The sequence below is a fragment of the Parasphingorhabdus sp. genome (genome assembly GCF_039977335.1).
Lineage (GTDB): Bacteria > Pseudomonadota > Alphaproteobacteria > Sphingomonadales > Sphingomonadaceae > Parasphingorhabdus.
Genome location: NZ_JBDWDI010000004.1, coordinates 543,680 through 568,373 on the forward strand (window position 1 = coordinate 543,680; position 24,694 = coordinate 568,373).

Annotated in this window: 26 protein-coding genes, 1 tRNA gene and 1 riboswitch; of the genes, 5 read left to right on the top strand and 22 right to left on the bottom strand. The window is 54.2% G+C overall.

The genetic code is table 11. The features are described 5' to 3' along the window. Positions 1-59: 59 nt before the first annotated feature. Positions 60-2,036 carry a lytic transglycosylase domain-containing protein gene (locus tag ABJM21_RS09815; RefSeq protein WP_348301326.1) on the top strand — a complete coding sequence of 659 codons (1,977 nt, stop codon included), beginning with the start codon at positions 60-62 and terminating at the stop codon, positions 2,034-2,036. Positions 2,037-2,111: 75 nt separating this feature from the next. Here ABJM21_RS09815 and ABJM21_RS09820 read toward each other — a convergent pair whose 3' ends face one another. Both ABJM21_RS09820 and ABJM21_RS09825 read right to left on the bottom strand, forming a co-directional pair. Then, complete coding sequence (locus ABJM21_RS09820; RefSeq protein ID WP_348301325.1) at positions 2,112-2,516, bottom strand: hypothetical protein; 405 nt, start codon at positions 2,514-2,516, stop codon at positions 2,112-2,114. A gap of 360 nt (positions 2,517-2,876) precedes the next feature. After that, positions 2,877-2,953, bottom strand: a tRNA-Met gene (locus ABJM21_RS09825). A gap of 173 nt (positions 2,954-3,126) precedes the next feature. On the opposite strand from ABJM21_RS09825, the gene ABJM21_RS09830 reads away from it, so the two are divergent. Then, on the top strand, positions 3,127-4,362 hold the full coding sequence (locus ABJM21_RS09830; RefSeq protein ID WP_348301324.1) for an FAD-dependent oxidoreductase: 1,236 nt from the start codon (positions 3,127-3,129) through the stop codon (positions 4,360-4,362). On the opposite strand, the gene ABJM21_RS09835 is transcribed toward ABJM21_RS09830, so the two are convergent. Beyond that, entirely contained in the window at positions 4,359-4,874 is a 516-nt protein-coding gene (locus tag ABJM21_RS09835; RefSeq protein ID WP_348301323.1) for a 2'-5' RNA ligase family protein, read from the bottom strand. The genes ABJM21_RS09830 and ABJM21_RS09835 overlap by 4 nt on opposite strands. 81 nt (positions 4,875-4,955) lie before the next feature. Next, on the bottom strand, positions 4,956-5,507 hold the full coding sequence (locus ABJM21_RS09840) for a peroxiredoxin (RefSeq protein WP_348301321.1): 552 nt from the start codon (positions 5,505-5,507) through the stop codon (positions 4,956-4,958). Positions 5,508-5,827: 320 nt separating this feature from the next. Here ABJM21_RS09840 and ABJM21_RS09845 point away from each other — a divergent pair, with 320 nt between their 5' ends. Next, complete coding sequence (locus tag ABJM21_RS09845) at positions 5,828-6,259, top strand: hypothetical protein (protein ID WP_348301320.1); 432 nt, start codon at positions 5,828-5,830, stop codon at positions 6,257-6,259. Between the two features lie 13 nt (positions 6,260-6,272). Here ABJM21_RS09845 and ABJM21_RS09850 read toward each other — a convergent pair whose 3' ends face one another. The 8 genes from ABJM21_RS09850 to ABJM21_RS09885 all read right to left on the bottom strand — a co-directional run bounded on the left by ABJM21_RS09850 (position 6,273) and on the right by ABJM21_RS09885 (position 12,715). Next, the gene (locus ABJM21_RS09850; protein ID WP_348301319.1) at positions 6,273-7,004 is read right to left on the bottom strand and encodes a queuosine precursor transporter; all 732 of its coding nucleotides are present in this window, start codon (positions 7,002-7,004) and stop codon (positions 6,273-6,275) included. A 216-nt stretch (positions 7,005-7,220) separates the two neighbouring features. Next, the gene (locus ABJM21_RS09855; RefSeq protein WP_348301318.1) at positions 7,221-9,134 is read right to left on the bottom strand and encodes a M1 family metallopeptidase; all 1,914 of its coding nucleotides are present in this window, start codon (positions 9,132-9,134) and stop codon (positions 7,221-7,223) included. 271 nt (positions 9,135-9,405) lie between these two features. Continuing rightward, positions 9,406-10,143: an amino acid racemase gene (locus tag ABJM21_RS09860; RefSeq protein WP_348301317.1), complete on the bottom strand. Its 738-nt coding sequence runs from the start codon at positions 10,141-10,143 to the stop codon at positions 9,406-9,408. 4 nt (positions 10,144-10,147) lie between these two features. After that, on the bottom strand, positions 10,148-10,492 hold the full coding sequence (locus ABJM21_RS09865) for a DUF2834 domain-containing protein (protein ID WP_348301316.1): 345 nt from the start codon (positions 10,490-10,492) through the stop codon (positions 10,148-10,150). A gap of 35 nt (positions 10,493-10,527) precedes the next feature. Next, positions 10,528-10,926, bottom strand: coding sequence for a hypothetical protein (locus ABJM21_RS09870; RefSeq protein WP_348419751.1), 399 nt, complete (start codon positions 10,924-10,926; stop codon positions 10,528-10,530). Then, entirely contained in the window at positions 10,926-11,276 is a 351-nt protein-coding gene (locus ABJM21_RS09875) for a hypothetical protein (protein WP_348301314.1), read from the bottom strand. Before ABJM21_RS09875 ends, ABJM21_RS09870 begins: the two co-directional genes overlap by 1 nt. A gap of 58 nt (positions 11,277-11,334) precedes the next feature. Continuing rightward, on the bottom strand, positions 11,335-12,246 hold the full coding sequence (locus ABJM21_RS09880; protein ID WP_348301313.1) for a 3-keto-5-aminohexanoate cleavage protein: 912 nt from the start codon (positions 12,244-12,246) through the stop codon (positions 11,335-11,337). 127 nt (positions 12,247-12,373) lie between these two features. After that, on the bottom strand, positions 12,374-12,715 hold the full coding sequence (locus ABJM21_RS09885; RefSeq protein WP_348301312.1) for a hypothetical protein: 342 nt from the start codon (positions 12,713-12,715) through the stop codon (positions 12,374-12,376). A gap of 228 nt (positions 12,716-12,943) precedes the next feature. Between ABJM21_RS09885 and ABJM21_RS09890 the strand changes: the two genes are divergently transcribed. After that, positions 12,944-14,167: a GGDEF domain-containing protein gene (locus ABJM21_RS09890; protein ID WP_348382152.1), complete on the top strand. Its 1,224-nt coding sequence runs from the start codon at positions 12,944-12,946 to the stop codon at positions 14,165-14,167. 12 nt (positions 14,168-14,179) lie between these two features. On the opposite strand, the gene ABJM21_RS09895 is transcribed toward ABJM21_RS09890, so the two are convergent. Next, positions 14,180-14,665: a hypothetical protein gene (locus ABJM21_RS09895; protein ID WP_348301310.1), complete on the bottom strand. Its 486-nt coding sequence runs from the start codon at positions 14,663-14,665 to the stop codon at positions 14,180-14,182. 115 nt (positions 14,666-14,780) lie between these two features. On the opposite strand from ABJM21_RS09895, the gene ABJM21_RS09900 reads away from it, so the two are divergent. Then, complete coding sequence (locus ABJM21_RS09900) at positions 14,781-15,323, top strand: lipocalin family protein (protein ID WP_348301309.1); 543 nt, start codon at positions 14,781-14,783, stop codon at positions 15,321-15,323. A gap of 459 nt (positions 15,324-15,782) precedes the next feature. Here ABJM21_RS09900 and ABJM21_RS09905 read toward each other — a convergent pair whose 3' ends face one another. The 9 genes from ABJM21_RS09905 to ABJM21_RS09945 all read right to left on the bottom strand — a co-directional run bounded on the left by ABJM21_RS09905 (position 15,783) and on the right by ABJM21_RS09945 (position 24,662). Beyond that, the gene (locus ABJM21_RS09905; RefSeq protein WP_348301308.1) at positions 15,783-17,132 is read right to left on the bottom strand and encodes an MFS transporter; all 1,350 of its coding nucleotides are present in this window, start codon (positions 17,130-17,132) and stop codon (positions 15,783-15,785) included. Between the two features lie 310 nt (positions 17,133-17,442). Then, the gene (locus tag ABJM21_RS09910; protein ID WP_348301307.1) at positions 17,443-18,345 is read right to left on the bottom strand and encodes an alpha/beta hydrolase; all 903 of its coding nucleotides are present in this window, start codon (positions 18,343-18,345) and stop codon (positions 17,443-17,445) included. Positions 18,346-18,365: 20 nt separating this feature from the next. Next, positions 18,366-18,941: a DUF2199 domain-containing protein gene (locus ABJM21_RS09915; RefSeq protein ID WP_348301306.1), complete on the bottom strand. Its 576-nt coding sequence runs from the start codon at positions 18,939-18,941 to the stop codon at positions 18,366-18,368. Beyond that, positions 18,938-19,324 (bottom strand): hypothetical protein, encoded by a 387-nt coding sequence (locus ABJM21_RS09920; RefSeq protein ID WP_348301305.1) that lies wholly within the window; start codon positions 19,322-19,324, stop codon positions 18,938-18,940. The genes ABJM21_RS09915 and ABJM21_RS09920 overlap by 4 nt, the downstream gene beginning before the upstream one ends. An 18-nt stretch (positions 19,325-19,342) precedes the next feature. Beyond that, on the bottom strand, positions 19,343-19,825 hold the full coding sequence (locus ABJM21_RS09925; protein ID WP_348301304.1) for a Rid family hydrolase: 483 nt from the start codon (positions 19,823-19,825) through the stop codon (positions 19,343-19,345). A gap of 4 nt (positions 19,826-19,829) precedes the next feature. Beyond that, complete coding sequence (gene thiC, locus ABJM21_RS09930) at positions 19,830-21,740, bottom strand: phosphomethylpyrimidine synthase ThiC (protein WP_348301303.1); 1,911 nt, start codon at positions 21,738-21,740, stop codon at positions 19,830-19,832. Between the two features lie 39 nt (positions 21,741-21,779). Then, positions 21,780-21,890: riboswitch (TPP riboswitch) on the bottom strand. Positions 21,891-21,973: 83 nt separating this feature from the next. After that, positions 21,974-23,104 carry an EAL domain-containing protein gene (locus tag ABJM21_RS09935; protein WP_348301302.1) on the bottom strand — a complete coding sequence of 377 codons (1,131 nt, stop codon included), beginning with the start codon at positions 23,102-23,104 and terminating at the stop codon, positions 21,974-21,976. Positions 23,105-23,220: 116 nt separating this feature from the next. Continuing rightward, the gene (locus tag ABJM21_RS09940) at positions 23,221-23,511 is read right to left on the bottom strand and encodes a DUF1153 domain-containing protein (protein WP_348301301.1); all 291 of its coding nucleotides are present in this window, start codon (positions 23,509-23,511) and stop codon (positions 23,221-23,223) included. A 299-nt stretch (positions 23,512-23,810) separates the two neighbouring features. Continuing rightward, complete coding sequence (locus ABJM21_RS09945) at positions 23,811-24,662, bottom strand: MipA/OmpV family protein (protein ID WP_348301300.1); 852 nt, start codon at positions 24,660-24,662, stop codon at positions 23,811-23,813. Between the last annotated feature and the right edge of the window lie 32 nt (positions 24,663-24,694).

Below are 24,694 nucleotides of genomic sequence, written 5' to 3' on the forward strand. Positions count from 1 at the left end.
TCAAGCTTAACAATGATATAGTTCTTCGTTCAGCGCCTGATAAGGAGCCTACCCCCAAAATGTCCAGTATGGTATCAAGAATTATTCTCGCAAGCCTGCTTTTGACCCCGGTGACCTGCATGGCCGCCGAACAAAGCGGTGGGGCGACACTCTCCGATCCAACCCGTGGAAACGCGGTGCTTGGACTGCAACGCTGGCGCGTTCTGACCCAGTCTGACAATTATTCATTCGATGATTATGCCGGATTTCTCGTCACTTATCCAGGCTGGCCCGAAGACACCCGGATGCGCCGCAATGCGGAGCAGGCAATTGATATTAACAATTTCTCCGCTAGCCGGGTCATTGCCTTCTTTGACCGCTTTGCGCCGCTGACCAATGCCGGTGCTGCGAAATATGCTGTAGCCCTTCAATCCAGAGGGGAAACGCTGAAAGCCAATGCCATGGCACAACAGGCGTGGCGCGGCGGTACTTTGACAACCGAGGATGAAACAGCGCTGCTCAACCGCTTCCGCTCCGCACTGACGGTCGATGATCATGATGTGCGCATGGATGCGCTGCTCTGGGCCCGCGCGACGCGGGCCGCGGCCCGCCAGCTTGGCTTTGCCTCGTCTGGACGACGTGCGGTGTTTGAAGCGCGACTGGCTCAGTTGACAGACGCGCCAAATGCCAGTGCCAAAGCTAGCGCAGTCAACAGTCTGGCCCAATATGATGCAGGCTATATCGCCGACCGCGCTCGCCATTTGCGTAACAAGGGGCAAAGCTATAATGCCCGTCAGTTGATGGCTAACCGGCCGGTCTTACGCCAACGGCCCACCAGCGATTCTCAAATCGCCACATGGTATGAGGCCAATCTGATCAATGCCAAGGCCGCCGCCAACGATCGGCAATGGACCGTTGCATATAACATAGCTTCGAAAGTTGATGACGCCTTTGCCGGACCCACTGATATTGCCGCACAGAGCAGCCGTATCCGCGACAAATATTCCGATTTAACCTGGCTTGCCGGCAATGCTGCTCTTTGGGGGCAACGCAATCCGGCCAAAGCGGTTGCGATGTTCGACCGCTATGCACGCTCCTATAATAGCCCCAATATACGCTCGAAAGGTTATTATTGGGCAGGACGCGCTGCCGCCGATGCCGGACAATCCACTGAAGCCACAGCCTATTTTGAAAAGGCTGCTGCCTTCCCTGCCTATTTTTATGGGCAATTAGCCCATGAAAGGCTTGGCCGCTCTTTGCCCGCCTTTAGCCGCAAACCAGCAGTCGAGATTAGCGATCAGGACCGGCGAGCTTTTGATCAGGATCCTATGACTATTGCCGTTAAAGCCTCCGCACGAACCGGTCCATGGAGAGAACAGATTCGTTTCTATCGCGCGATGTCCTTCAATGCCCAGACCGACAAAGATTATGCCATGATCAGCGACTTATCCGCCCGGATTGGTCAGCGCGACCTCGGCGTCATATCAGGTATCAGCGCGCAAGGACAAAAACGAACCGCGACAGATTCGACCCTGTTCCCAACGTTGAAAGTGCCAAATGGTTATGAAAATAACTGGACCAGCATTCACGCAATTACACGTCAGGAAAGCCAATTCGCCCGAGGCGCGATCAGCCATGCGGGTGCCCGCGGACTGATGCAGCTGATGCCTGGGACCGCCCGCGAACAATCGGGCAAGGCCGGATTGCGCTATAACCTATCATCCCTGACCGCTGACCCACAATATAATATCCGCCTCGGCAGTGGCTATTTTCAGCGCATGCTACGCTATTATGGCGGATCACGCCCATTGGCAGTCGCAGCCTATAACGCCGGCCCCGGCAATGTGAACAAATGGCTACGCCGCAACGGCGACCCGCGTCAGGGCGGGATCGACTGGCTCAAATGGATTGAAGACATCCCCATTTCCGAAACGCGCAATTACGTCAAACGTGTGCTGGAAAATGCAGTGGTGTACGACACCCTAAACCCCCGCGGACCGGAACTGAAAAGCGATACGCCGCTAACGCGCTATATCGGGAAAAATTATAAGGGCTGAGCTGCGGTCTGTTTGATCCCGAAAGCGGACGTTAGCCTTGTCCGTTTTGAAGGCAAATTTTGGGCGGTTAACGGACTAGAGATTCGCCTTGTAGTAGACGCGAGAGGGTTTGACCGGACTGTTCTTCACCTTGATCGTCTGGTCTAGAGGTACCCGGCTACCATATTGCTCCGTGAGCAATGATTTCGAAGGGAAACGAAGATGATATTGGGGCAACCCACGATCGCCAAGATTGGCGGCTTTTTGCCGCAATTCCTCAAGCTCTTCGTAGGAGCAGTTTTTATCGTAGAGCCCCAAGTTCAACCTACAATAAAGCGAAACATAGGTCTCTTCCAAACTCAACACCTCGGGCAACCCAGCTAAGCACTCTCTATAACGGTCTCGGGCTTCTTCATGACGGCCTTCCAGACACATCAATTTAGCATCATAAGCCAAGAGGTAGTAAGGCGGATCATCGCATAAAGAGAATGCTGCGTCCAAACAGGCTCTTGCCTTTTTGTCCAGTCTGCGACTGCTATGATAGCGCGCAAGAAGTGAGTTTAACTCGAACTGTAGTTCTTTAATAAGTGCCTGAATTCGCATCCCAACATCATGAAGACTTTCGCGAATATTGGCAACTCTGCCGGTATGTCCGCTTTTGCGCCCATAGCAGGCCCTAATCGAGTTGAGATTAACTTGAGTATGCCATTTCTACAGGGCGCTTTCATAAAGAGACGGATTTAATTGCACTTGGAATTTTTCGTTCGAATGTTCCAGCACGGTCGGCGCATTACACCCTTGCTCGCGCTGCGGGAGTTTTTCCGAAAATCGTCTCCAAGACGATTTCTTCATGGGAAAAACTGGTAGCGGAGGAGGGACTCGAACCCCCGACACATGGATTATGATTCCACTGCTCTAACCACCTGAGCTACTCCGCCATTGATTTTTCATCGCGACCGGAGTCGCTGTAAAAATCCTTGGATCGCGGCGCTATAGTCATAGCATAGTTATCGGTCAACAAGTTGCCTGTCATTTTCTTATGCTTGCAACGAAGCTGGCTTCCGCGCTAACAGTCTTTCCCTTGCCGCTGGGCGGCGCAAAGGGGCCGAAGATGAACAAATCCTACGACATATTGATCGTTGGCGCGGGCCATGCTGGCGCGCAAGCTGCTATTGCGCTGCGTCAACAGAAGTTTGAAGGCACTATCGGTCTGATGGGTAATGAAAAATATCCGCCCTATGAGCGGCCGCCGCTATCCAAGGAATATCTTGCCGGCGACAAGCCATTTGAGCGCATCATGCTGCGTCCAGAAAGCTTTTGGGCCGAGCGTAATATTGACCTGCTTACCGGTTGCCGGGTTTCGAAAGTCGATCCGATGGCAAAAACGGTAACGCTGAGCACGGATGACGAGTTTGGTTATAGCAAATTAATCTGGGCCACTGGCGGTTCGCCGCGAATGCTCGACTGTCCGGGCAGCCAGGCCCGCAATATTCACGCGGTGCGGTCGCGCGCAGATGTGGACAAGATCATGGCAGCCCTGCCCTCTACTGAAAAGGTCGTGGTTGTTGGCGGCGGCTATATTGGCCTTGAAGCAGCAGCGGTGCTCACAAAGCTTGGTAAGAATGTAACGATTGTCGAATCGCTCGATCGGGTCTTGTCGCGCGTAGCCGGTGAAACTTTGTCGCGCTTTTATGAGGAAGAACATCGCCGGCAAGGTGTGACGGTAGAACTTGATGCGATGGTTGAGGCTTTTGAAACCAATGATGACGGCATGGCAACCGGCGTTAAACTCTCCGACGGACGCGTACTAGATGCGAATATGATCATTGTCGGTATTGGCATCATTCCGGAAACAGGCCCATTGGTTGCTGCTGGCGCCGCGGCTGGCAATGGCGTGGATGTCGATCAAACCTGCCGGACCAGCTTGAACGGAATTTATGCCATTGGTGACTGTGCGGCACATAGCAATCGCTTTGCCGATGGTGCGCATATTCGGCTGGAGTCTGTACAAAATGCCAACGATCAAGCCAAAGTGGCAGCGCTGGATATTATCGGCGAGGAATGCGAATATAATGCGGTGCCGTGGTTCTGGTCCAATCAATATGATCTGAAGCTTCAAACGGTTGGCCTTTCCACTGGTCATGATGAATATATCGTGCGCGGGGATCCGGCAAACCGATCCTTTTCGGTCGTCTATTTGAAAGACGACAAAGTGATTGCGCTGGACTGCGTCAACGCCACCAAAGACTATGTACAAGGCCGGAAGGTCGTGGAAGGCGGGCTATCGCTAGATCGTACGCAATTGGCAGATCCTGACATCCCGATAAAGGAAGTCGAACGCGTCTAGCCGCGAAACGGCCATTCGCCGATTAACTGCCAGGGACCATCCATATAATAATGAAGCGCCAAGCCTTTGATTTCAAATGGTCGCGATTCAAAATCCAGCAATAGTCGTGTCATCAGCTCTTTGGCTTCTTTCGCCGAAACCTTATTCTGCACCGTGATATGCAGCCGCGGCGTCTGTTGGTCCTGAGCGACCAGCAGCCCATGAAACTGGTCCGCCATTTCCATCCGCATATCGATAAGTTCAGGCGAATGGAGCTGATAACCAACACCGGTGCCCAGATGGATCAATCGCTGCAAGGACGTCGTGGGAGGCGAGCTGTGCCGAGTCAGTTCGATAACTGCCTGCTTGACCTCATTCAGCGCTTGTGGCGGCAGATGATGGAACAAAGTGATATGCGCTGGCAGGACATTGCGCTCTGACGGATAATATTGGCGGCGCAGACTATCGGCCCAGGCAAAATCCTGTTTGGCCATGATCGCCGTCATGATGATTGGTTTGTTCAGCGCCGTCATCCGTTCAGACTATCGCCAAAAAGAAAAGACCGCGAACGAATAATCACTCGCGGTCTTCTTGAGCATAAGACTGTCCAGCGATTAAGCCGCTTTCTGGACAGCTCCATTGTCATCAAGCCATGCGAGCATGGTTTCTGGTGACGTTTCGCCATAAGGGTCACTGTCAACGCCATCATCGTTAATGCCGGGCTCTTCAAACCACGCGCTGATTACGCCATCGTCAGCAATCATTGCATAGCGCCAGCTGCGATCACCAAAACCGAGATGGTTTTTCTTGATCAGCATGCCCATCCGCCGGGTGAAATCACCGGAACCGTCTGGCAGCAATTTGACATTTTCCAGACCAAGAGACTGGCCCCACTGATACATGACAAATGCATCATTGACTGAGATACAATATACTTCATCAACGCCTTTGGCTTTGAATTCGTCATAGAGACGTTCGAATGCCGGGCATTGTTCGTTCGAACAAGTCGGTGTAAAAGCACCAGGCAATGAAAACACAGCGATACGCTTTCCGCTGAACAAATCTTTTGTATCAACATCTTGCCAACGGAAAGGATTCGGACCTTCGATGCTTTCATCACGAACGCGTGTACGCAAGGTAACTTGGGGGATATTTCTACTAATCATTAACTTACTCCATCAGATTGAGAGCGGTCCTATAGAGACGTTTTAGGCGCATAAAAATGGATAAAATCAATCGTGGCTATTCACTGTTTCGATTAGTTCGATGGGGCCAGGAAAATCAACTTTCTCAGCGCTAGATATGCCAGTTGCAACCTCACCAGAATGGATCAGAAGAAACGTCCAAAACAGAAACCGGCGAGCAATTTGCCTTTGAACGGATAGCCATAAAAATCTCGATATAGTCTCGCGGAACATTCTGGTTTATAAAGGGTAATGTTCGAGACCTGGCCAAACAGAAATTGGCCGCGGGGAGGGAAAGGCACATGATACAAGATAAGAAAGTACCGATCTGGTTCTGGATCATAGGAATATTTGCCGTGATATGGAATGGTCTCGGCGTCGCCGCTTATGCCAGTGACATCATGATGACCGCAGAGGACTTTGCAAAACTGACCGAGGCGGAACAAAATTTATACGCCAATCGTCCCTATTGGGCGACTGCTGCGTTTGCGGTGGCGGTGATTGCTGGCTTTTTGGGATCCGTGATGCTGTTGCTGCGCAGACCGATTGCTGTGCGGTTGTTCCTCCTTTCGCTGCTCGCGGTGTTGATCCAGTTTAGCAGCTATTTCATTCTTGATGGCTATGCGGATTATATTAGCAAGACAGGATGGTTCATGCCGATATCCATACCGGTTCTAGCGATTGTATTTTTGATGTTCGCCCGGTGGGCAGAGAAAAACCACCTGCTCAGATAGCGCGATTCGAGGATCAAACCGTTGTCTTAAATGGTGTGAAATTCGTTGATTCATCATAGATATCAACGCCCTCTCGCCGTTTCAGCCAACCAACGACTGCGTAGGTAACGGGTGTCAGAACGACTTCCCATAGCACTTTAAGCAACCAATTGGTGACCATGACCGTCAACACGGCGGATGTCTCCCATACACCCCAGAAGGCCAGCGGATAGAAGATCAGGCTATCGACCCCCTGCCCGACAACCGTGGACCCAATGGTCCGCGACCAGAGCATTTTACCTTGCGTCCAGACCTTCATCCGCGCCATGACATAGCTGTTCACAAACTCACCAGCCCAAAAAGCGATGATAGAGGCCGCCACAATCCGGGGAACCTGACCAAAAACGCTTTCATAAGCGGCTTGCCCTTCCCACCCCTGTGCGGGCGGCAGGGATACCACCACCCAACTCATGAAAGCCATAAACACCAACGCCGCAAAACCGGCCCAGATCACTCGTCTTGCGCGTGCATAACCATAAACTTCAGTCAGAATATCGCCGATCACATATCCCAATGGGAAGAATAATATCCCCGCGCCGTAAACCCACTGCTCACCGCTAATGGTAACAAAGGTCGGCTTAGCCGCGCCAATAATATTCGACAGCAGCAGGATGGTGACAAAGGCCGCCATCACAAAATCAAAATAACGAAAATGATGACCAGCCTGACTGGCGGCGCTGCTACGTTTGATGGGATCGGTGCTCATCACGGGATGATTAACTGATTGCCGTGAAGTTTCAATGATATAACTGTTCGTTGCCTGCGCAACGCCCCGCGCAAGCAGATGCTTGGTCCGGCTAAAGTGGAGGGCCGAACCGGAAATCCCATATCGCTATGTTTCAACAGGCCGGCGCAAATTTCGAAAGCGGACGTTGGAGGTCCATACCTACGACATCCTCGGATTCCATACCCAATATACCTTTTAATCTTCGCCCAACACCGTTTTATCCACGGTCCCAGTGGTGACCGCATGATAGCGGCCGCGTGTTTTGGCATAGATGCGTTTGGCAATCGGTTTTCCCCATTCGCCTTGCTCCATCAGCGTCTCGAACAATGGCGCCACGAATTTGCGGCGACCGACAGTGGCGAGAAATTCTTCGGCTAGTGGTACTGCCGGATCATAGCGGTTCTGTAGCGATAACTTAAGCCAAGCGAACAGGATTTCATTGTTGGCCGATGCTGTCAGGCCAAGGTCGCCATCAAGCTTCGCCAATTCCTCGTCCGGCAATTGCTGCGGCAGTTTGCTCAACAGACGCAGGCGTTCCGCGCTGGTCCACTTCTCCCACACAGCCTTATCGAGCGTGCGGTTGGCTACATAGGCCGCCGCCGCCTTATCTACTTCGGCAAAAGCGGCTGGATCAGGCCGCAGCGCGTTTGATGGCAGGCCCGGCTGATAGACCCATTCATCCAGCAAAAGCTTCGCCTCCAATTCTTCGTCGCCCTTCACCAGATTTTTCCGCATATCAGCGAGGATCATTGCCGATGTCGCTGGTTCGAATGCATGTCGATCAAACCAGCTTTCCAGCCACGTATCGAATTTCTCTCGTCCTACTATCGCTTCTACAGTGTGAAAGAAACTCGCGCCTTTGTCGTATATGACACCGCTCGCCCCGCCTTCTGGACTAGCGTTCTCACCGGTTAGATGCAGCGCAGTAATGTCGGCGTCTGAGCCTTTTTCGGCAATTGTTTCTTCCATTGCCGCAAAGTTCAGAGCGCGTTCTTGGCTCGCTCGCTTGTTGCCGTATAATTTCTCGATAATCCGGTTTTCGAAATAGCTTGTAGTACCTTCATTCAGCCAACTGTCTGACCAATTGGCATTGGTCACCAGATTGCCGGACCAGCTATGCGCCAACTCATGCGCCACAAGGCCAGTCAGACTGCGATCACCGGCGATAAAAGTTGGTGTCAGGAACGTCATGACCGGATTTTCCATCCCGCCATAGGGGAAGCTTGGCGGCAGTACGATCATGTCATAACGGCCCCAGCGATAGTCGCCGTAGAGTTCTTCTGCCGCGTCGATCATCTTTTCCGTATCGGCAAGTTCTGCCGCCGCTTTGTCAAGCATTGCCGGCTCGGTCCACACGCCAGAGCGGGGTCCGAGTTCTTTGAACACAATATCGCCTGCCGCAATCGCGATCAGATAGGGCGCAACTGGTTTGTCCATCGTAAAATTGAAAACACGGCGTCCTTTGCCTGCATCCGTTGGATCGCCGCCTGAGAGGCCAGACATAACCACTGTCAGCGGTTCAGGTGCAGTGATTTTCGCCTCCCATGTTTGGCGGATGCCGGGGCTGTCTTGCGTGGGTATCCAAGTTCGATTCAGTGTCGGTTGGCCCTGACTTAGCAAATAAGGGTGTTTGCCACCGGCAGTCTGTTCGGGCACGAGCCATTGTAGAGCCTTGGCTTTGGGACCCGACTTATAAGCAATTATAACCTGTCGCTTGTCCCCCAACGTGATCGTAAGCGGCGCGCCTATCCCTTCTTTTGTCTCGCCCACTTCGAACGGCAGATCACTGCCTGCATTATCGGTGACCGACAATATCTCTAGCCCCATGGTATCAAGAATCACCTTATCAGCACTGTCCGCCGCCAGTACATCCAGCGTGGCTGTGCCGCTGACATCCCTATTTTCAAAATTCAGCTCAAGATCTAACGCCACATGGGTCACCCGCGCCACTTCGGGTTGGGCATAGCTATAGGGGTCTTTCGCATCCTCCGTAGTAAGGATGGGTGAAACCATCGGCGAACCATCGGCATCAGGCGCGCTGCCCTGCATGGAACAGGCACCCAGTGTAACGATGCTAAGGACTAAGGATAGGATAGCGAACAAACGCATAGAGGCTCTCCTGAAGAGGGAAATATCTCTGCGTCACTAGGTTCTGGGAGCGATGGTTGCAAATTATATTAGCGAAGGTTCAGGCAAGAAATGAGACGATCAACGTTACACAAATGGGGTCAATAGATCTCAACATAGAAACGGCCATACCAATCAATGAAAATCGTTTCGAAAGCGCCGATCGGTCTCCCAAAATCAATGTGCGGGTTGGTGTACATTTCTGACATATCTCAGATTCCGCTTTTGCCGCCAAAGCGGACAACAACACCGCTCAAAACACCCCACCCCGCCAGGCCGGCATCGCCGCGTCACCCAGCGCAACCGCAACGGCGGCTTTCGCTTGCAGCCGTGTGCTGTCGATGATTGGCAGGGGTGACACGTCTTCGGTGATCAGTAGCGGGATTTCCGTGCAGACCAGCGCGACAGCGTCGCAGCCTTTGCGTTGCAGATCGCCGATGATGCGGACAAATTCCGCGCGGGTCTCGGCGCGAAAATCGCCTAGGCACAGTTCATCGAAAATCGCTGTGTGAATGGTCTCCCGATCCACAGGCGTGGGAATGGAGCGTTCCAGCGTGCGGCGCGCTAGGGCATCCTTATACACCGCTCCTTCCATTGTCCAATTGGTGCCGAGCACGCCAATATGCCGCCGCCCGTCCGCCGCTGCCTGCGCCGCGACGACCTCGGCTATGTGCAGACACGGGATAGGAAAATCGGGGCCGGGTTCTTCCAGCGCAATATGCGCGGTATTATCTGGCAGGATGAAGAAATCCGCCCCTGCCGCGGCCAATCGCTTCGCATCGTCCCAGAAAATCTGCCGCAGCGCCGCCAGATCGCCGCGCTCCCATAGTTCCAGCGTCGGCGCCATCGCCCCGCCGCTCATCGTGATCCGCGGATGCTCATGCGCACCCATTTTGCGTACGCCTTCCTGCCACACAGTCCGGAACGACAGCGTCGCGCCCTCCGCGCTATGGGCGAGTATGCCGATATGGAGGGGCTGCGGTTTCGTCATCCGGCTACGCTTCGTTCTGCACCGCGCGCTCGCGGAGCTGTTTCATCCGCAGCAATAGATAGAGCGCAAAGCCTACCGCAACGCCGGGAATGATACCCAGCAATGCACAGATCCAGCCATGGCGGATATCCTCGGCGCGCGCTTCATAAGCGATCCATGCCACTAATATGATCCAGCAGGCCAGCACATCCGCCGAATAGCCGCTGGAATAGGGATTGACGAAACCCGCGGCAAACGCGCCGATTATGTCCGGGTCAGCAATCAGTGGCGGAATGATCCAGATGCAAAAGAGCAGTGTGAATATCAACGCGGCCGCGATGATGATGGATTTGAAAATAGCTTCATTCATGCGCGGTTCCTGCTCATTGTCTGGCTAGTGTGCTATCATTGCGCCGGATCGACTTTCAAGCTCGTAATCGCCGGAAAATCAATGCTCATCACCGCTCCGCCGCTGTCATACTGCTTGCCGGTTCCCAGGGTGATGGTCGCCGGACGCCGTTCAAATTTCGAGGCAAAAGATTGTTCTGTCATCCAGCTGATGCAACCGCCAACGGTGCATAAGGCAGTTTTCACCTCGCCCTCCGGCTGGCCCAGCGGGCGATAATGGACATAACAATTATCACCACATTCAAAACCGGTGAGCATGACCCGCTGCCGCTGCTCCGCCGGTGCAGTGATGCTCGAAGGCGTTTTGTTTGTGGACGGCCCGCTGCTAACGCAGGCGCTGACAGCCAAAAGAGCCATAGCGACGAAGAATAATATCTTCAACGGAGAGTTCTCCATTATTTGTCAATTCGTTGCTGCATCACCGCAACGGCTGCATCAATTTGCGCGCGCTTCGTCTCGCTAATGGTCCCGCCAATCACCCGGTAGCGAATTTTTCCACCCCGAAGCTCATAGATAATCGTTGCAGCATCTTTCTTGCCCGCCAACATCAGACTATTTGCCTCTTGCAAAAGCTCGGCATCTTCTGGCAGCGGAACCACACGATCACGAAGACGCAGAGCTCCCCCCGGTTCATCCGTTGTTCGCGGTAGGTTTTCCGTACTGGTATCTTGCGCTGCTGCATGGGGTACCATCGTCATGGCGGATAAGATTGTACCAAGGGACAAGGTTATGGTCAGTTTTTTCATGGCCCCGTTGTTCCACTACTCCGCTGGTTCGTCAACCATAGGGGTCGACCGAAAAGGCTTAAGCTTCAAACGGTACCGGATAGGTTGGCAGGTTCAGAATTTGCGCCGCCTGTGCGGGCGTGGCGATAGGCCGCCCCAACCGACCCGCCAGATCGACCACTTCCTGCACCAGCTCCACATTGCGCGGCGTGCGCGGGCCGCCATAGGGTTCGATGCCAACCTGGACATGGCCGCCACGTTTAATCGCTTCTTCGGCGAGGCCGCAGCCAACACAGTCGTCACCAAAAGCGGACACCGACCAAGGCAGATTGCTGCCCTCGATCATCTCCAGATAGGCGTCGAGCGCCTTGGCCGTTGGCGGCAGGCCGAATGACATGCAATCCGCACCGAAATAGAATTTCATGATCCCGCCCGGCGGCAATTTACCCGCGCGGTGCAGTGCCATGATGAACTTAACGAAGCCGGGTTCAAAGATTGAAATGCTCATCCCCAGCTTGAGCCGTCGACACGCTTCAACATAATAGTGGCTGTCATGCGCGTCATTGCGATAAACTAGGTCCGTTGGTGCAAAAACGCCATCTTCCAATGGCACCGAAACGCTGAAACTGCCAGGATCGCAGAGACCTTGTGCTATCAGACCTTCCTTCGCCATCGCCTCGATATGGGCGAAGCGTACCTCCACTGGAACACCGCCCGGATCGGCTGGCATGGTCGGCGTCAATATCGCATCAGGCCGGATCGCGAGCAGCTTGCGCCAAGGCCGGGCATAATCCTCAGCGTCCATTGATCCCGTCGGCCCGAACACTGGATCACGCGTATGATTATGAACCAGCGCTGCGCCCACTTCCATACATTCGACCGCCTGAGCAACGATATCATCGTCGTCATAAGGCACGGTCGGGTTCTGCTCCGGCTTCACCGAGCCGTTGAGCGAAACTTCAATTATGAGCGGTTGGTGGGTTTGGATCATATTTCGAAGCTAGCAGATGTGCGTAGGCTGAGAAAGAGAGGTTTGAGCGTTGGTTTGGTGACGGAATAATAACGAGCAGGCCGGGGCAACAGGTAAATGTTGGTTCCCGACCCACAAGTAAATGCGTTTACTTTGCTACCATCAGATATTGAACCTTAACCGGTAAATCACGATAATCGTTTCTGTCCCAAAATCTGAAAGCGCTGGACGAACTTATTTCCCATCCGCTGCCATTGCCCAACTCACGAGCTGATATCGTAAACTGCATAAGAGCATTGTCGTTCTGACTTCCAAGCTCATTTACACCAGCATGGTTGGGTGAAAGCATCAGATTCCAATCTTCTACAGTACCCCAAGGTACAAAAATTTCTTCGCCGTGTCTTACGAAACCACTTTCGGAAAGCACAAATTGATTTTCAATTGCTTCCTGTCGCTGCATTTCTGGATTGCTTGTTTGTTCAGTAGCCATAGTTTATCCTTTCATCGTGATTGACAGTAGGAAAGTAGATCGCAACCAACTCAAAATAGCGTGATGAGGGTCACGGCAGTTAGAAGAAATAATGCAAGCTAAATGCTGCGAACGAGAACCGGTATCTGGACTATCCCGCCTGATGCTTCCTATTGCGATCGCGGGTATTTTTTACGTCCATTAACAATCTGTTATCCAAAATAACATAGGACTGTTCCCGACGCATATGTGGGGATTGGAATGGCGAAGGCCGCTTATCAGGACAGCTTTACCGGCGCGCTGGATATTCCCGCGATCGACAAGCAGGAAGTCTCGCGCAAGCTGCTCATTGACGGGCTGGAGCGGCGGATTGCCGGGCAGCTTAGTGTCATCGTTCCGGTCGGGGTGATCGGATGGATAGCGAGCCTGACCGACAACCGCGCTTTATGGATTTTCCTGGGCCTGCAGATCATCGCGCAATTTGCCATCACCGCCTCGTCACAGTGGCTGCGCAGCGCCATCGAGATGGGCAAAAAAACCACGATACGCAAAAACCTGTGGATGATGGCAGAGGCATCCAGCGGCATCATATGGGCCGCGATGATGCTCGACGTTGGGGTGCTTATCGGCGGATCGGATGCGGTGCTGACCACCTGGGTCACGATATTGGTGACGATGGTCGTCTCCGTCCTGCTCGCCGCGCCGATTGCCGGCATTGCTTTCCCGCTACTTGGCGGATTTACGGCGGCGGTCGCTGCGGGCATATTGCTGTTTGGCAAGGATTTCAGCAATTTCGCCGAACTCGCACTGGCCTTCATGTGCCTCGCCCTGTTCATCATTGCCAAGGCGGTCAATCTTCAGGCACATAAAAGTTGCCACGACGGTATCGAGGTGGAACGGCTGAGCCAGCGACTAGCGGAAGAGCTGCAGCGCACGTCGTGGCTGTCGCAGCATGACAGCCTGACCGGACTGTTGAACCGCTCTGCCCTGCAGGAGCGCATCGCGGAACTCGGTGATATGCCGTCGCCGCTGATCCTGCTCGACATCGACCATTTCAAGCAGATTAATGACAGCTATGGCCACGGACAGGGTGACGAGGTGATTGCCGCCGTCAGCGCGTGCATAAGCGAAACACTCGAAGAAGCGGCACCCGATGCCTTGGCCGCGCGTTGGGGCGGGGAAGAATTTATTATCGCCCTGCCCGACTGTAATTCGCCCGACTGTAAAACAGATGCCGCCGATATCGCCGAGCATCTTCGCAGCGCGGTTGCGAAACTGACGCATCAGGACTGGCCGGCGCGGCTGCGGGTCACCGGCTCACTCGGCGTGGCATGTGGCCCAGCCAGCGCCTTTTCCGTGACATTCAAGAGCGCGGACAGCGCCATGTATGAAGCCAAGGAACAGGGCCGCAACCGGGTAGTCTGCGCGCCAGAAGGCGGCAAAAAAGCCCCTCGCGTACCGCGCGCCGCTTAAGCCGCCTGCTATTTAGGCCGCCTGCTGGGCAATCCGTCCGGTGGTCATATCCTCCAGCGTGATGGTGGTCAGCGTCTCGCCATCCGGTCCCAGAAAATCGGCCAGCCGGCCATCGGGCGCATAGAGGTTGAACAGCACCAGCGCGCCACCTGGCCCGCCATGCTCCATATGGACATCGCCCGGATCCTTCGCCGCATAATCCCCGGCGGCGCGAATGCGCTTCTCCCCGGCCCTCTCTATTTCAAATGGGCCACCTTCATAATCCACCACATGCAGCTCTCCCGCCAGCACCGTCGAGGTGGTCGCGCAGACATGGCGGTGGAAATGGCAATAGGCGTTCGGCTCCCAGCGGTAGAGCAGATCAATATGCCCGCCTGCGCCATCCGCGTCCGGCCGCACGGAAAGCACCGCGCCGTGATAGTCGATGGGATAGGCAAAACGCTTATCCGCGTCGGTAAAGTGGATCCATTTAAGGGCGGGGTTTTCGAGCAAATTCATGGCGTTACCTTATGCTGATTTGGCGCGAGCATATCATGGAATAATATGCACCAAAACCCATATTCATTATGGACTCACACGCGGCTAGCCATACTGCATCGCTATGGAGACCATCATGACACTATCGGCCACCCAAAAGCTCGCGCTTAGCCTGTTACCCTTTGCCCTGATCAGCGCCTGCGCTGGCAAGCCCGGACCCGTCGGCAATAAAACGGTGCCAGAGCCCGCCAAGGCGGTGGAGCTGGATCGCTATCTCGGCAAATGGTTTGAAATGGCGCGCTATGAAGCGCCGTTTCAAAAAGGCTGTGACGGCGTGACCGCCGATTATTCCCTGCGCGATGACGGTAAAATAAAAGTCCTCAACAGCTGCACCAAAGCGGGCAAGACCACCACCGCCAACGGCAAGGCGAAAATCGTCGAGGGCAGCCAGAATGCGAAGCTGAAAGTCTCTTTCTTCGGCCCCTTTTACGGCGACTACTGGGTGCTGGACCGGGCGGAAGACTATAGCTGGGCGATTGTCGGCGAACCCAGCGGGCGCTACCTGTGGATGCTCACGCGTCAAGCGCAGCCCGAACCGCAAGTGCGCGCCCAGATTGAGGCGCGGGTGAAAGAGCTGGGCTATGACTGGAATTTGGTGAGGGTTACGGAACAGGGTTGAAAAACATCGGTATTTGGCGGTCGCTTATAACAGTCTCGCTTAAGCCGCCTGCTATCTAAGTCGCCTGCCGCGCAATCCGCCCGGTGGACATGTCTTCCAGCGTGATGGTGGTCAGCGTCTCACTATCCAGCCCGAGAAAATCAGCCAACCTACTATTGTAGCGGAACAAAACTTTCTGGAGTGAAAGACAAAAGGTCTTAGAGCACTGGAAATCGTCATTTCCGTCCTGGTTGCGAAAAATATGCGCAGTGTTAGCGATGAAAATCTGACATTGGCATCCGCATGGCGTACGACCGCTTCCGCCCCGGTTGTCGCCATTCGCGTTTGTCCGATCTAATGTCCGCTTTGGGCGCAAAAGTGGATGATAATATTCCTCAAAATATAACTTTGGTCAAACAACAGAGCCGTGCCCGAGCATATTTTGTTGCATTTTTGGGAGTGACTTTGCGTATTTCTCCGTCAAGCATGCTCTTCTGCGCGATGCTTCCAACCAGCCATTAATATTAAAGAAATCAGATATAAAGTTGATGGGAAAAGTCCAAATGCAAGCATGATGCCTTGGACGGCCATGTCGCTCTGCGGAAGACCGGCGGCCGCTTTGGAAGAGTCGAAGCCTACTGCCGAGAGAGTTATGCCTATCAACAAGGTTCCTCCCAACGCAAAGCCAACCTTGTCCGCTGCAACCCAAAGCGACGAGAAAATTCCATCTTTCTCCTCTGCTTCCAGATCCGCGACCATAGAAAATCCCAGCATTGTCCATCCTGAATTTCCTACACCGGCAAGGAAAGCCCAAACGCATATGATCTCAAAAGGTGCTGTTGGCCAACCGATCCAGACCAAAATCGAACCGATATGCAATGTTGTAGCAGCCATATAGGCTTTCCGTTTGCCAACACGCTTTGCTATCGCGACCCACACCGGTTGTGACAAAATGATACCCAAAACAATAGCAAACATAAGGAGGCCAATCACAGATAGGGCATCGGCACGCTGCATATTGTAGGTCATGAAGTATAATAATGCTGCATAGTTCATGCCGCCGCCGGTCAGTTGAAGAATGTTGGCAATCAGCAATTTGGAAAAGCGCCGATCCTTCATGGCGGAGATGATTGCCGCCATGGACAGTTTGTTCAGTTCATGCGGCTCTATAACGTCCGCATTTGTCTCAACTGCGCCCTCCGCTGTGCTTACAACAGCAGCTTTGTAGGTACCGAGATATGCAATGAGCAACGAAATGGAGCAAATAATCGAGAGCACCACCGCCATTTCGATATATGCCGTTTCCCCTCCGCCACGCTGAGCCACAAAAGCTGGCGCGGCCCCGGCTGCGATGAGCAATCCCAATCCGGTAAACGCCAGGCGCCAAGCCATTAATTTTGTCCGCTCTTCCGGTGTCTGTGTCAGGGAAGCGGCAAGTGCCAGATAAGGTACTGAAAAACTGGAATAGATGGACATGTACAGAGAAAAAATAAACGCGACATAGATAAGTTTCATCTGCCACGCGATATCCGGAACGCTAAACAGCAATATCAACGGTATCGGTGCTAGAAATGCGCCCGTTAACAGCCAGCGCGACATCGGAAATTTGGCTTTGAGCCTGCTCGACAGGGAACCCATAACGATATCGCTACCAACGCCCACGAGAAGTTTTGGGAAGAAAATCGCAATACCTGCAAAAACGGGTTCTATGCCCTCAATATTTGTAAGAAAAAATAGAAGCAATAGAGAGGGCACATCTCTAAATATTTGACCAGCTATCTGCCCCAAGCCGTAACTTGCTTGCTTCCCAACGCCAAGTGGTTGATCCATAGGTTGTCCAATCATTCTAAAGGCAGAACAAGCATCTCAAAAACAGCCAATCGACCGTTTCGCGATGTTAGAATGATTGCATTGCGAGAATGTGGATCGTGAAACGCCTGCAAACTCAAGGGTATCTGCTGTGCGGTTATTCAGAGTGGTATGGGTACGGGTGAAAATAGCTATTCGGTCCATTTTCAGGAACCAATGTTCAAGACCGCCTCTGAGATCGGGTCGCATCCGATATTACCAACAATCAAGCTTGCCGACTAACACGAATGTCTGCTTTCGGGATAAAGCGGTCACTAAGTTCAAGGCTTCTCTACGACAAAAACCCACCCCAAAACTCCGCATAAGCCGCCATCACATCCGCGGCCCCTTCGGTCTGCGGATAATGGCCCAGATGGTCCAGCCGCCACGCCGGAACCGCTGGGTTCAGCGCCGCGACCGCGTCGACCAGATGGCCGCCGGAGACCGGGTCCTGGGTGCCGTTAATCAGCGCGATCGGGCATGGCGGGTGGGTCAGCTGGGCTTCCCAGCGGGGACCGTGGGTGCGGCGGTCGGCGATATAGTGGAGCAACCTGTGTTGCAGCCGGTGGCCGCCATGGGTGCAGATGACGGCCCAATAGGCGTCGAGTTCCGCTGCGCCGGGCTGCGTATCCTTGCCGAACACCTCGCTAAAGCTTTTGCCGAAACGCTCCCGGCTCATCAGGTGCACGAACAGCCAGCCAAAGGGTCCGGTGAGCAGCTTTTGAATAGGCCGCGCGCGATGCTGCGCGGGGAGCAGGCCGCCGTTGAGAAAGGCGCAGCTCAGCACCCTGTGCGCCAACTTGCCCTCGCCCTGCCGCGCGAGCAGTTCCTGCCCCGGGCTGACGCCATAATCATGGACAAGCAGATGAAAATCCTGACCCAATAAGATCTCGGCCAGATGCGCCGCGAGATCGCTCTGTTCCTGCAGATCATAAGCATGCCGCTTCGGCTTGTCAGAAAAACCAAAGCCGAGAAAATCAAACGCCACCACCCGATAACGCGCCGTCAGATCCGCCCACATCGGCAGCCAATCGAGGCTGGAGGTCGGAAAGCCGTGGAGCAAGAGCAGCGGCGGCGCGGATGGGTCGCCGCCGGTGCGGACGAATATCTGGTGGCCCTTCCACGCGATAAACTGTCCGTCCTTGCGCCATTGTTCTGCGCTTTGCGGGGTGATGGCGGTCGGTGTCTTATCCATAAAGTCTCCGGAATGGTCAGCTAGCCATTTATGTCATGGCCGTATGCTGCGTAAAGTTCCAACAACTTCTCCGCTCCAATCCCGTCCTCTTGCGCGATAGCCAGTGGATGATTGTCATCGTCAATCACAAATGTCGGTCGCTGACGAGCCGGTTGTGGATAGACCCAAGATTCAAAAGGAACTTGCTCGGTATAGCCCTTTATCCATGTGGAGAACCATCCAAACCATGGCCCGTCATCTGCATATTTGCCGTCGTCAAAACCTTCGACATAAATATCGAAGTTCTTTCTTGAAAGCGTCGACCAACTGCCAAAACCGAATTTCTCGGCGACGCCTGCAACTGGAATTTCCAACACGCCGCGCACGAAAAAATCCTCGCCGCCAAGGACACAGAAATCCTCGGATAGAAAATCGCCATCCATACGAATAGCGGAATTGGATTCTACCGGAAGATCGTCTCTGCGTTGCGACGGACGGTCGGCTGCGAGATCAAACATACCCCCATGTTCAATCTCGCATTGCGAACATGTCCAAGCGCCGCCATTCAAAATATCTAAGGCCGAACGTTTGCGTGAGAATAAACGCGGCAATTTCATTTCACCTGCCCCACCTGTTCGAGCGGACAGGGGAATTCCGTACCGTAATATTGCAACTGTCCGATATTTCCCTGCACGCGAAAGCTAACGTCTTCACCGGTGAAATGCAGGGTTTTGCTGTTCGGGCCGGGGCGCTTCATGATCGTGGCGACCCCGCCTTTTCCCCAACCGCCGGGGATGTAGAAGGCCAAAATATGCAGCGCGGCCTGCTGCGGGTTCGCGGGCCGCATGGTCACAATATAGTCGTTGAAAACCGCTGGCGGCATTTTGCAAACATAGCGCCGGTGGCTGCTGGGGGGGCGCGGCAATATCTGAAGATCCTCTCGATCTTGCACAGCATTGGCTGGAGCGGAAATACCCACCACTGCCAATGATATCGACACCGCTATGCTAATGACAAATTACTCCGCTGGTTCGTCCGCCTTTGGCGTCAGGCGCGCTATGATCTTGATCTCGACCAGACCGTCCGGGGTGTAGAGGCGGTCCACGTCAATCGCAGTCCAGGCCGGAAAAGGCGCTTTCACAAACCGCTTCTTGGCGGCAGCGAGCGGTGGCATCGATTGGTCGATATCGACATGATAAGTGGTGATATCGAGCACATCGTCCCAGCTTGACCCGGCGCGTTTCAGGATCGTGCCCAGATAGGTGAAGGTGCGCGTATAGCTCTCCTCATCGGTCATGCCCTCGGGTGTTGGGCCAGCAATAACGCCTGACATATAGACCTTGCCATCGTGGATGACGGCCTGAGAGAAACCGAACTGCTCCATGAAGGCGCGGCCCTGTTCGCTTTCAGGCATCAGGGTCTGCTTGGGCTCCGCCAGCGCGGCGGAGGTGGCCCCGATGATCGCCATGGCGGCGGTGAGCGATGTTCCTATGGTTTTCATGCGTTTACTCCGCTGGTTCTTCCACCTCATCCTCGGGCAAGTAAAGCCGGTCGCCCTTGTCCTTATAGACTTTCGCCATTTCGCGCATGCCTTCTTCTGCTGCGGCCTTGCTTGCCGCCGCTGTGTCTGCGCCCAGTTTTTCCGAGGCGATAAAGCCTTCGGCGCTCTGGTTTTGCTTGCTGGCAAAGTCGCGGACTTCCTGAGATATCTTCATCGAACAGAATTTCGGGCCGCACATGGAGCAGAAATGCGCGGTCTTGGCGCCTTCTGCGGGAAGCGTCTGATCGTGATATTGCATCGCGGTGTCTGGGTCGAGCGACAGGTTAAACTGGTCGCGCCAGCGGAATTCAAACCGTGCCTTGGACAGCGCATCATCGCGCACTTGTGCGGCCGGGTGGCCCTTGGCAAGATCGGCGGCATGGGCGGCCAATTTATAGGTGACAACGCCAACTTTCACGTCGTCGCGATCGGGCAGGCCCAAATGCTCTTTCGGCGTGACATAGCAGAGCATCGCGGTGCCATACCAGCCGATTTGGGCAGCCCCGATGCCGCTGGTAATATGGTCATAGCCGGGCGCGATGTCGGTGGTTAGCGGGCCGAGTGTATAAAAGGGTGCCTCACCGCAAACTTCCAGCTGCTTTTCCATATTTTCTTTAATCTTGTGCATCGGGACATGGCCGGGGCCTTCGATCATCACCTGCACATCCGATTTCCACGCGCGGTGGGTGAGCTCGCCCAGCGTGTAAAGCTCGCTGAACTGCGCCTCGTCATTGGCGTCGGCAATTGAACCGGGGCGCAGGCCATCGCCTAAGGAATAGGCGATGTCATAGGCTTTCATGATCTCGGTAATGTCGTCAAAATGTTCGTAGAGGAAGCTTTCCTTGTGGTGGGCGAGGCACCATTTCGCCATGATCGACCCGCCGCGTGAAACAATTCCGGTGACGCGCTTGGCGGCCATCGGGACATAGGGCAGACGCACACCGGCATGGATGGTGAAATAATCGACACCCTGCTCGGCTTGCTCGATCAATGTGTCGCGGAAAATTTCCCAGGTCAGGTCTTCGGCGACCCCGCCAACTTTTTCCAGCGCCTGATAAATCGGCACGGTCCCGATGGGCACAGGCGAGTTACGAATGATCCACTCGCGGGTGTCGTGAATATTGCGCCCGGTGGAGAGGTCCATCACGGTATCCCCGCCCCAGCGGATCGACCAGACCATCTTGTCGACCTCGGTCGCGACATCAGATGCCACGGCGCTGTTGCCGATATTGGCGTTGATCTTCACGAGGAAGTTGCGGCCAATGGCCATCGGTTCGGTTTCGGGATGGTTGATATTGTTCGGAATGATCGCCCGTCCTCTTGCGATTTCATCACGAACAAATTCCGGCGTGACATAATCGGGAATGGACGCGCCAAAGCTTTCGCCGTCGCGCTTATATTCTTTCAGCCGCTCCCGCCCGAGATTTTCACGCTCGGCAACATATTCCATTTCGGGTGTAATAATACCTTTGCGGGCATAGTGCATTTGGCTGACGTTCGCGCCTGCTTTGGCGCGCAGCGGGCGCTTCACAACATGCGGGAATTGCGGGACACCGCCGCTGCGATCCGGGCCGAGCTGGCCGTTATCTTCCGGCTTGATATCGCGGCCATCGTAGGACTCCACATCGCCGCGCGCTTCAATCCATTCGCGGCGCATCTGCGGCAGGCCAGCGTTGATGTCGATCAGTGCGTTCGGGTCGGTATAGGGGCCGGAAGTATCATAGACTCGTACGGGTAGTTCGCCACCTTCCAAACTGATTTCCCGCATCGCAACGCGGATGCCAGAGCCGCTATGCGCCGCCACATGGACTTTTTTGGAACCGCTAATCGGTCCAGTGGTTACACCAATTTCGGTCTTTGCAGGAATGTCAGCCATAGTCTTTACTCCATTAGCGGAGTGAAGAGGCGGGATTTTTGTCTAACACCGCTCCCTCCCTCCGCCCGGGTTAACGGGATCAGGTTCAACGGGTCGTGGTGTATTCCACTCTCAACCTGCGTTCACGCACAGGCTCCCCGGGGATGAGTCGCAAGCTAGTGCGCCCAAGCCCCAAGGTCCAGTGAAGATTATCTATGGTAGTGATTGAAGCTGCGTGACGAAGCGCGAATTGACTACCAGCCGGGGACGAAATATTTCGGCGGCACCGCACAGCCCCAGTAGAAGCCTTGCCCAAAGTCGGCGCCCAAGAGCCGCGCCTGCGCCAGATGATGTTTAGTTTCAATGCCTTCAATCACTGACTGCGCTTTGCGGCCGCGACAGAATTCCAGCATCGAGGCCAATAACGAAATCGGAATATCGCCGTCATAACAGGCGTTGAAAATCGTCTTGTCGATCTTGAGCTCATCAAACGGGATTTTCGCAATCCGTTCGAGATTGGCCAGACCAGTACCATAATCGTCAATCGAGATACCCAGGCCGTGACCGCGCAGAGCGTGGCAAACGGCGGCCAGCCTATCTACATCGACCACACGCGCTTCCTCGGTAATCTCTAACATTAGAGCACCGGGCGGTACGTCGGCATGTTTCAGACGGCTGATCAGCGCGTCGACAAAGCGGCGGTAGGTCATCATGATCGCGCTGCAATTGAACGAAACAGGCACCGACTTACCGCGTTTGGACAAAGCCGTGGCGAGTTTGATGGATTCGTCGACGACTACCAATGTCGCTTCGACCTCGACAGCAACATCTACCAAATCGGAAAAGATGATGGCGGGGTTTAGCGCTCGGCGTGTTTTCACCCTTGTCAGCGCTTCATAGCCAACGATTTTGTCATTATCCAAAGACTGTTTCGACTGGAACTCAACCGAAAGATTGGGCAGCAACCGGTCCGTCTCGACGAGCGCGCAAACATAGTCCAGGTCGTTGACCGTATGGCCACTGACGTCCGCCATGCGCCCGATCAAATTGCATAATGTCGGCACAGCATAAGGCTTTTGTAGCCGCTGCACGACACTGGCTGTATCAAAAGCAAGCGCATCGTCGCCGCTGTCTTTCGGGTTTGGCGTCAATATGACCGGCATGGAAGGCCGCAGGCCAGCAAACCGGTCGAGTAGGCCATGGCCATTTTCGCGCATGGTTTTGGGATCAACAATCAACGCATCGGGTCCAAAAACCAAACTGGCTTCCTCATCCAATTTGGAAAAGACGCAGGCGACAGCAATATCATGTGCCTCCAGATCGTCCTGCAAGGATCGGGAGAGCGCATTTTCTTCTTCAACAACAATGACTTTGGCTGTGGACATGACGGACCTCAATAGGGTGGGTTTCAGCGCCAGCTCCGCTGGGCGAAAGTTTTTCGGTAAATTGGTGGTAGGGACGATCGGGCGCTGTCACACTAGGGTGACAGGCCCCATAGCTGCTACGCAGTTATTTTCTGATCGCGATATTCTTGCATATGAGTAATGCTCAAACCATTCATGCCGGAGCGATGAATCGCCTGCTGCCAGGAGATTAATTCTTCAAGCGACAGACTATAGCGCTCACACGCCTCATCCGTGGTCAGCAGCCCGCCATTTACGGCGGCAACGACTTCTGCTTTGCGCCTAACAACCCAGCGAGTCGTGTCTGGCGATGGTAAATCATGTTCGGCTAGCGCTTCCCCAAGCGGGCCAATTACACGTGTTGCTTTTGGTAATGTTACTTCTTTCATACGGAACCTCAATTCTGCCTTGCGGCGTTGCCCTGTTCCTATGCCCACGCAGAAAATGCGCCGAGGACGTTAAGCCAATTTAAATTTATGTGGTTAACAGCCCTTAACGCTGCAATGCCGCCGTAAGTTGGCTTTCTGGGAGCAGAGACCCCTGTGCAAAAGCGGCAAGATAGCGCGCAAAATTGCAAAATCACCGAGCAATCATGACCCGGCGAAAACGTGTTCATCCAATGAATTTTTTAGAGCGCGGTTCAGGTCAACAGTTGCAAGCGCGAACGATCTTGCAGACGACTCGTTGCTTAGAAGGTGTAACCAACTCCGATGGCACCGAAATACTGATTGGCGTCGCCGCGTATCGATGTAATCGGTGAACGCTTCGCGTCTCCCAGCAAGCGTGAATAATTGCCGAGCAATATCACCGAAAAGCCGCCATTTGCTGCATTTCCGTCGAGGTCAATCGCTCCAAAAACGGAAGCACCGACATTTTTCCAACCGCCGGTTGCACTGAACGTCGGCAGGCCGCTCGCCACCGTACCCGCGGGTGAAACGCTGAAGTAATAATTGGCATAATCATCATCGACATGATCCGCGCTAATCGAGAAACTGACCGCTGCACCGCGGCTAATCGGTCTGAAATAGGTCAGGCTTGGTGAGATGACCTGGCCTTCATGCGCGCCCGCTACATCCCAAACCAGATCGACTTGCGCAGTAAGCGAATCGAAACGGCTGAACACCCGGTTGAGCTTCAAGCCCCCCACTGCGCCGAGCTCCACGGCCACATCCAGCTCGCCGAGATCGCGGACCACATCATCCCTGATCCCGCTATTACGTTCAAAACGCGCGCGGCCGACTGGCCCTAGGATGAAATCCACTTTAGCGCCATCTCGGTCAGGAATGACATCCAGCGCCAAACCGGGTCCACGGGGTTCAAAATCGATACCAGCGACGCTGCCCAAAATCACCGGCAACGGGTTAATGCGATAATTATCCGAACCGTCATAACTGGGACCAACCGCAAGACCCACGCCCAAGGTCACATAATCGCCATCAAAGACATTTTCTCCACGAGGCGGCCCCTGCCCCTCCGGCTGAGCCAGAACGGGGGATGAAGCAACGAAAAGGCTGGTTGCAGCCAAGGCATATTTGTACATTTTGTTTCCTGAAAACTGGGGGATGAATTCGG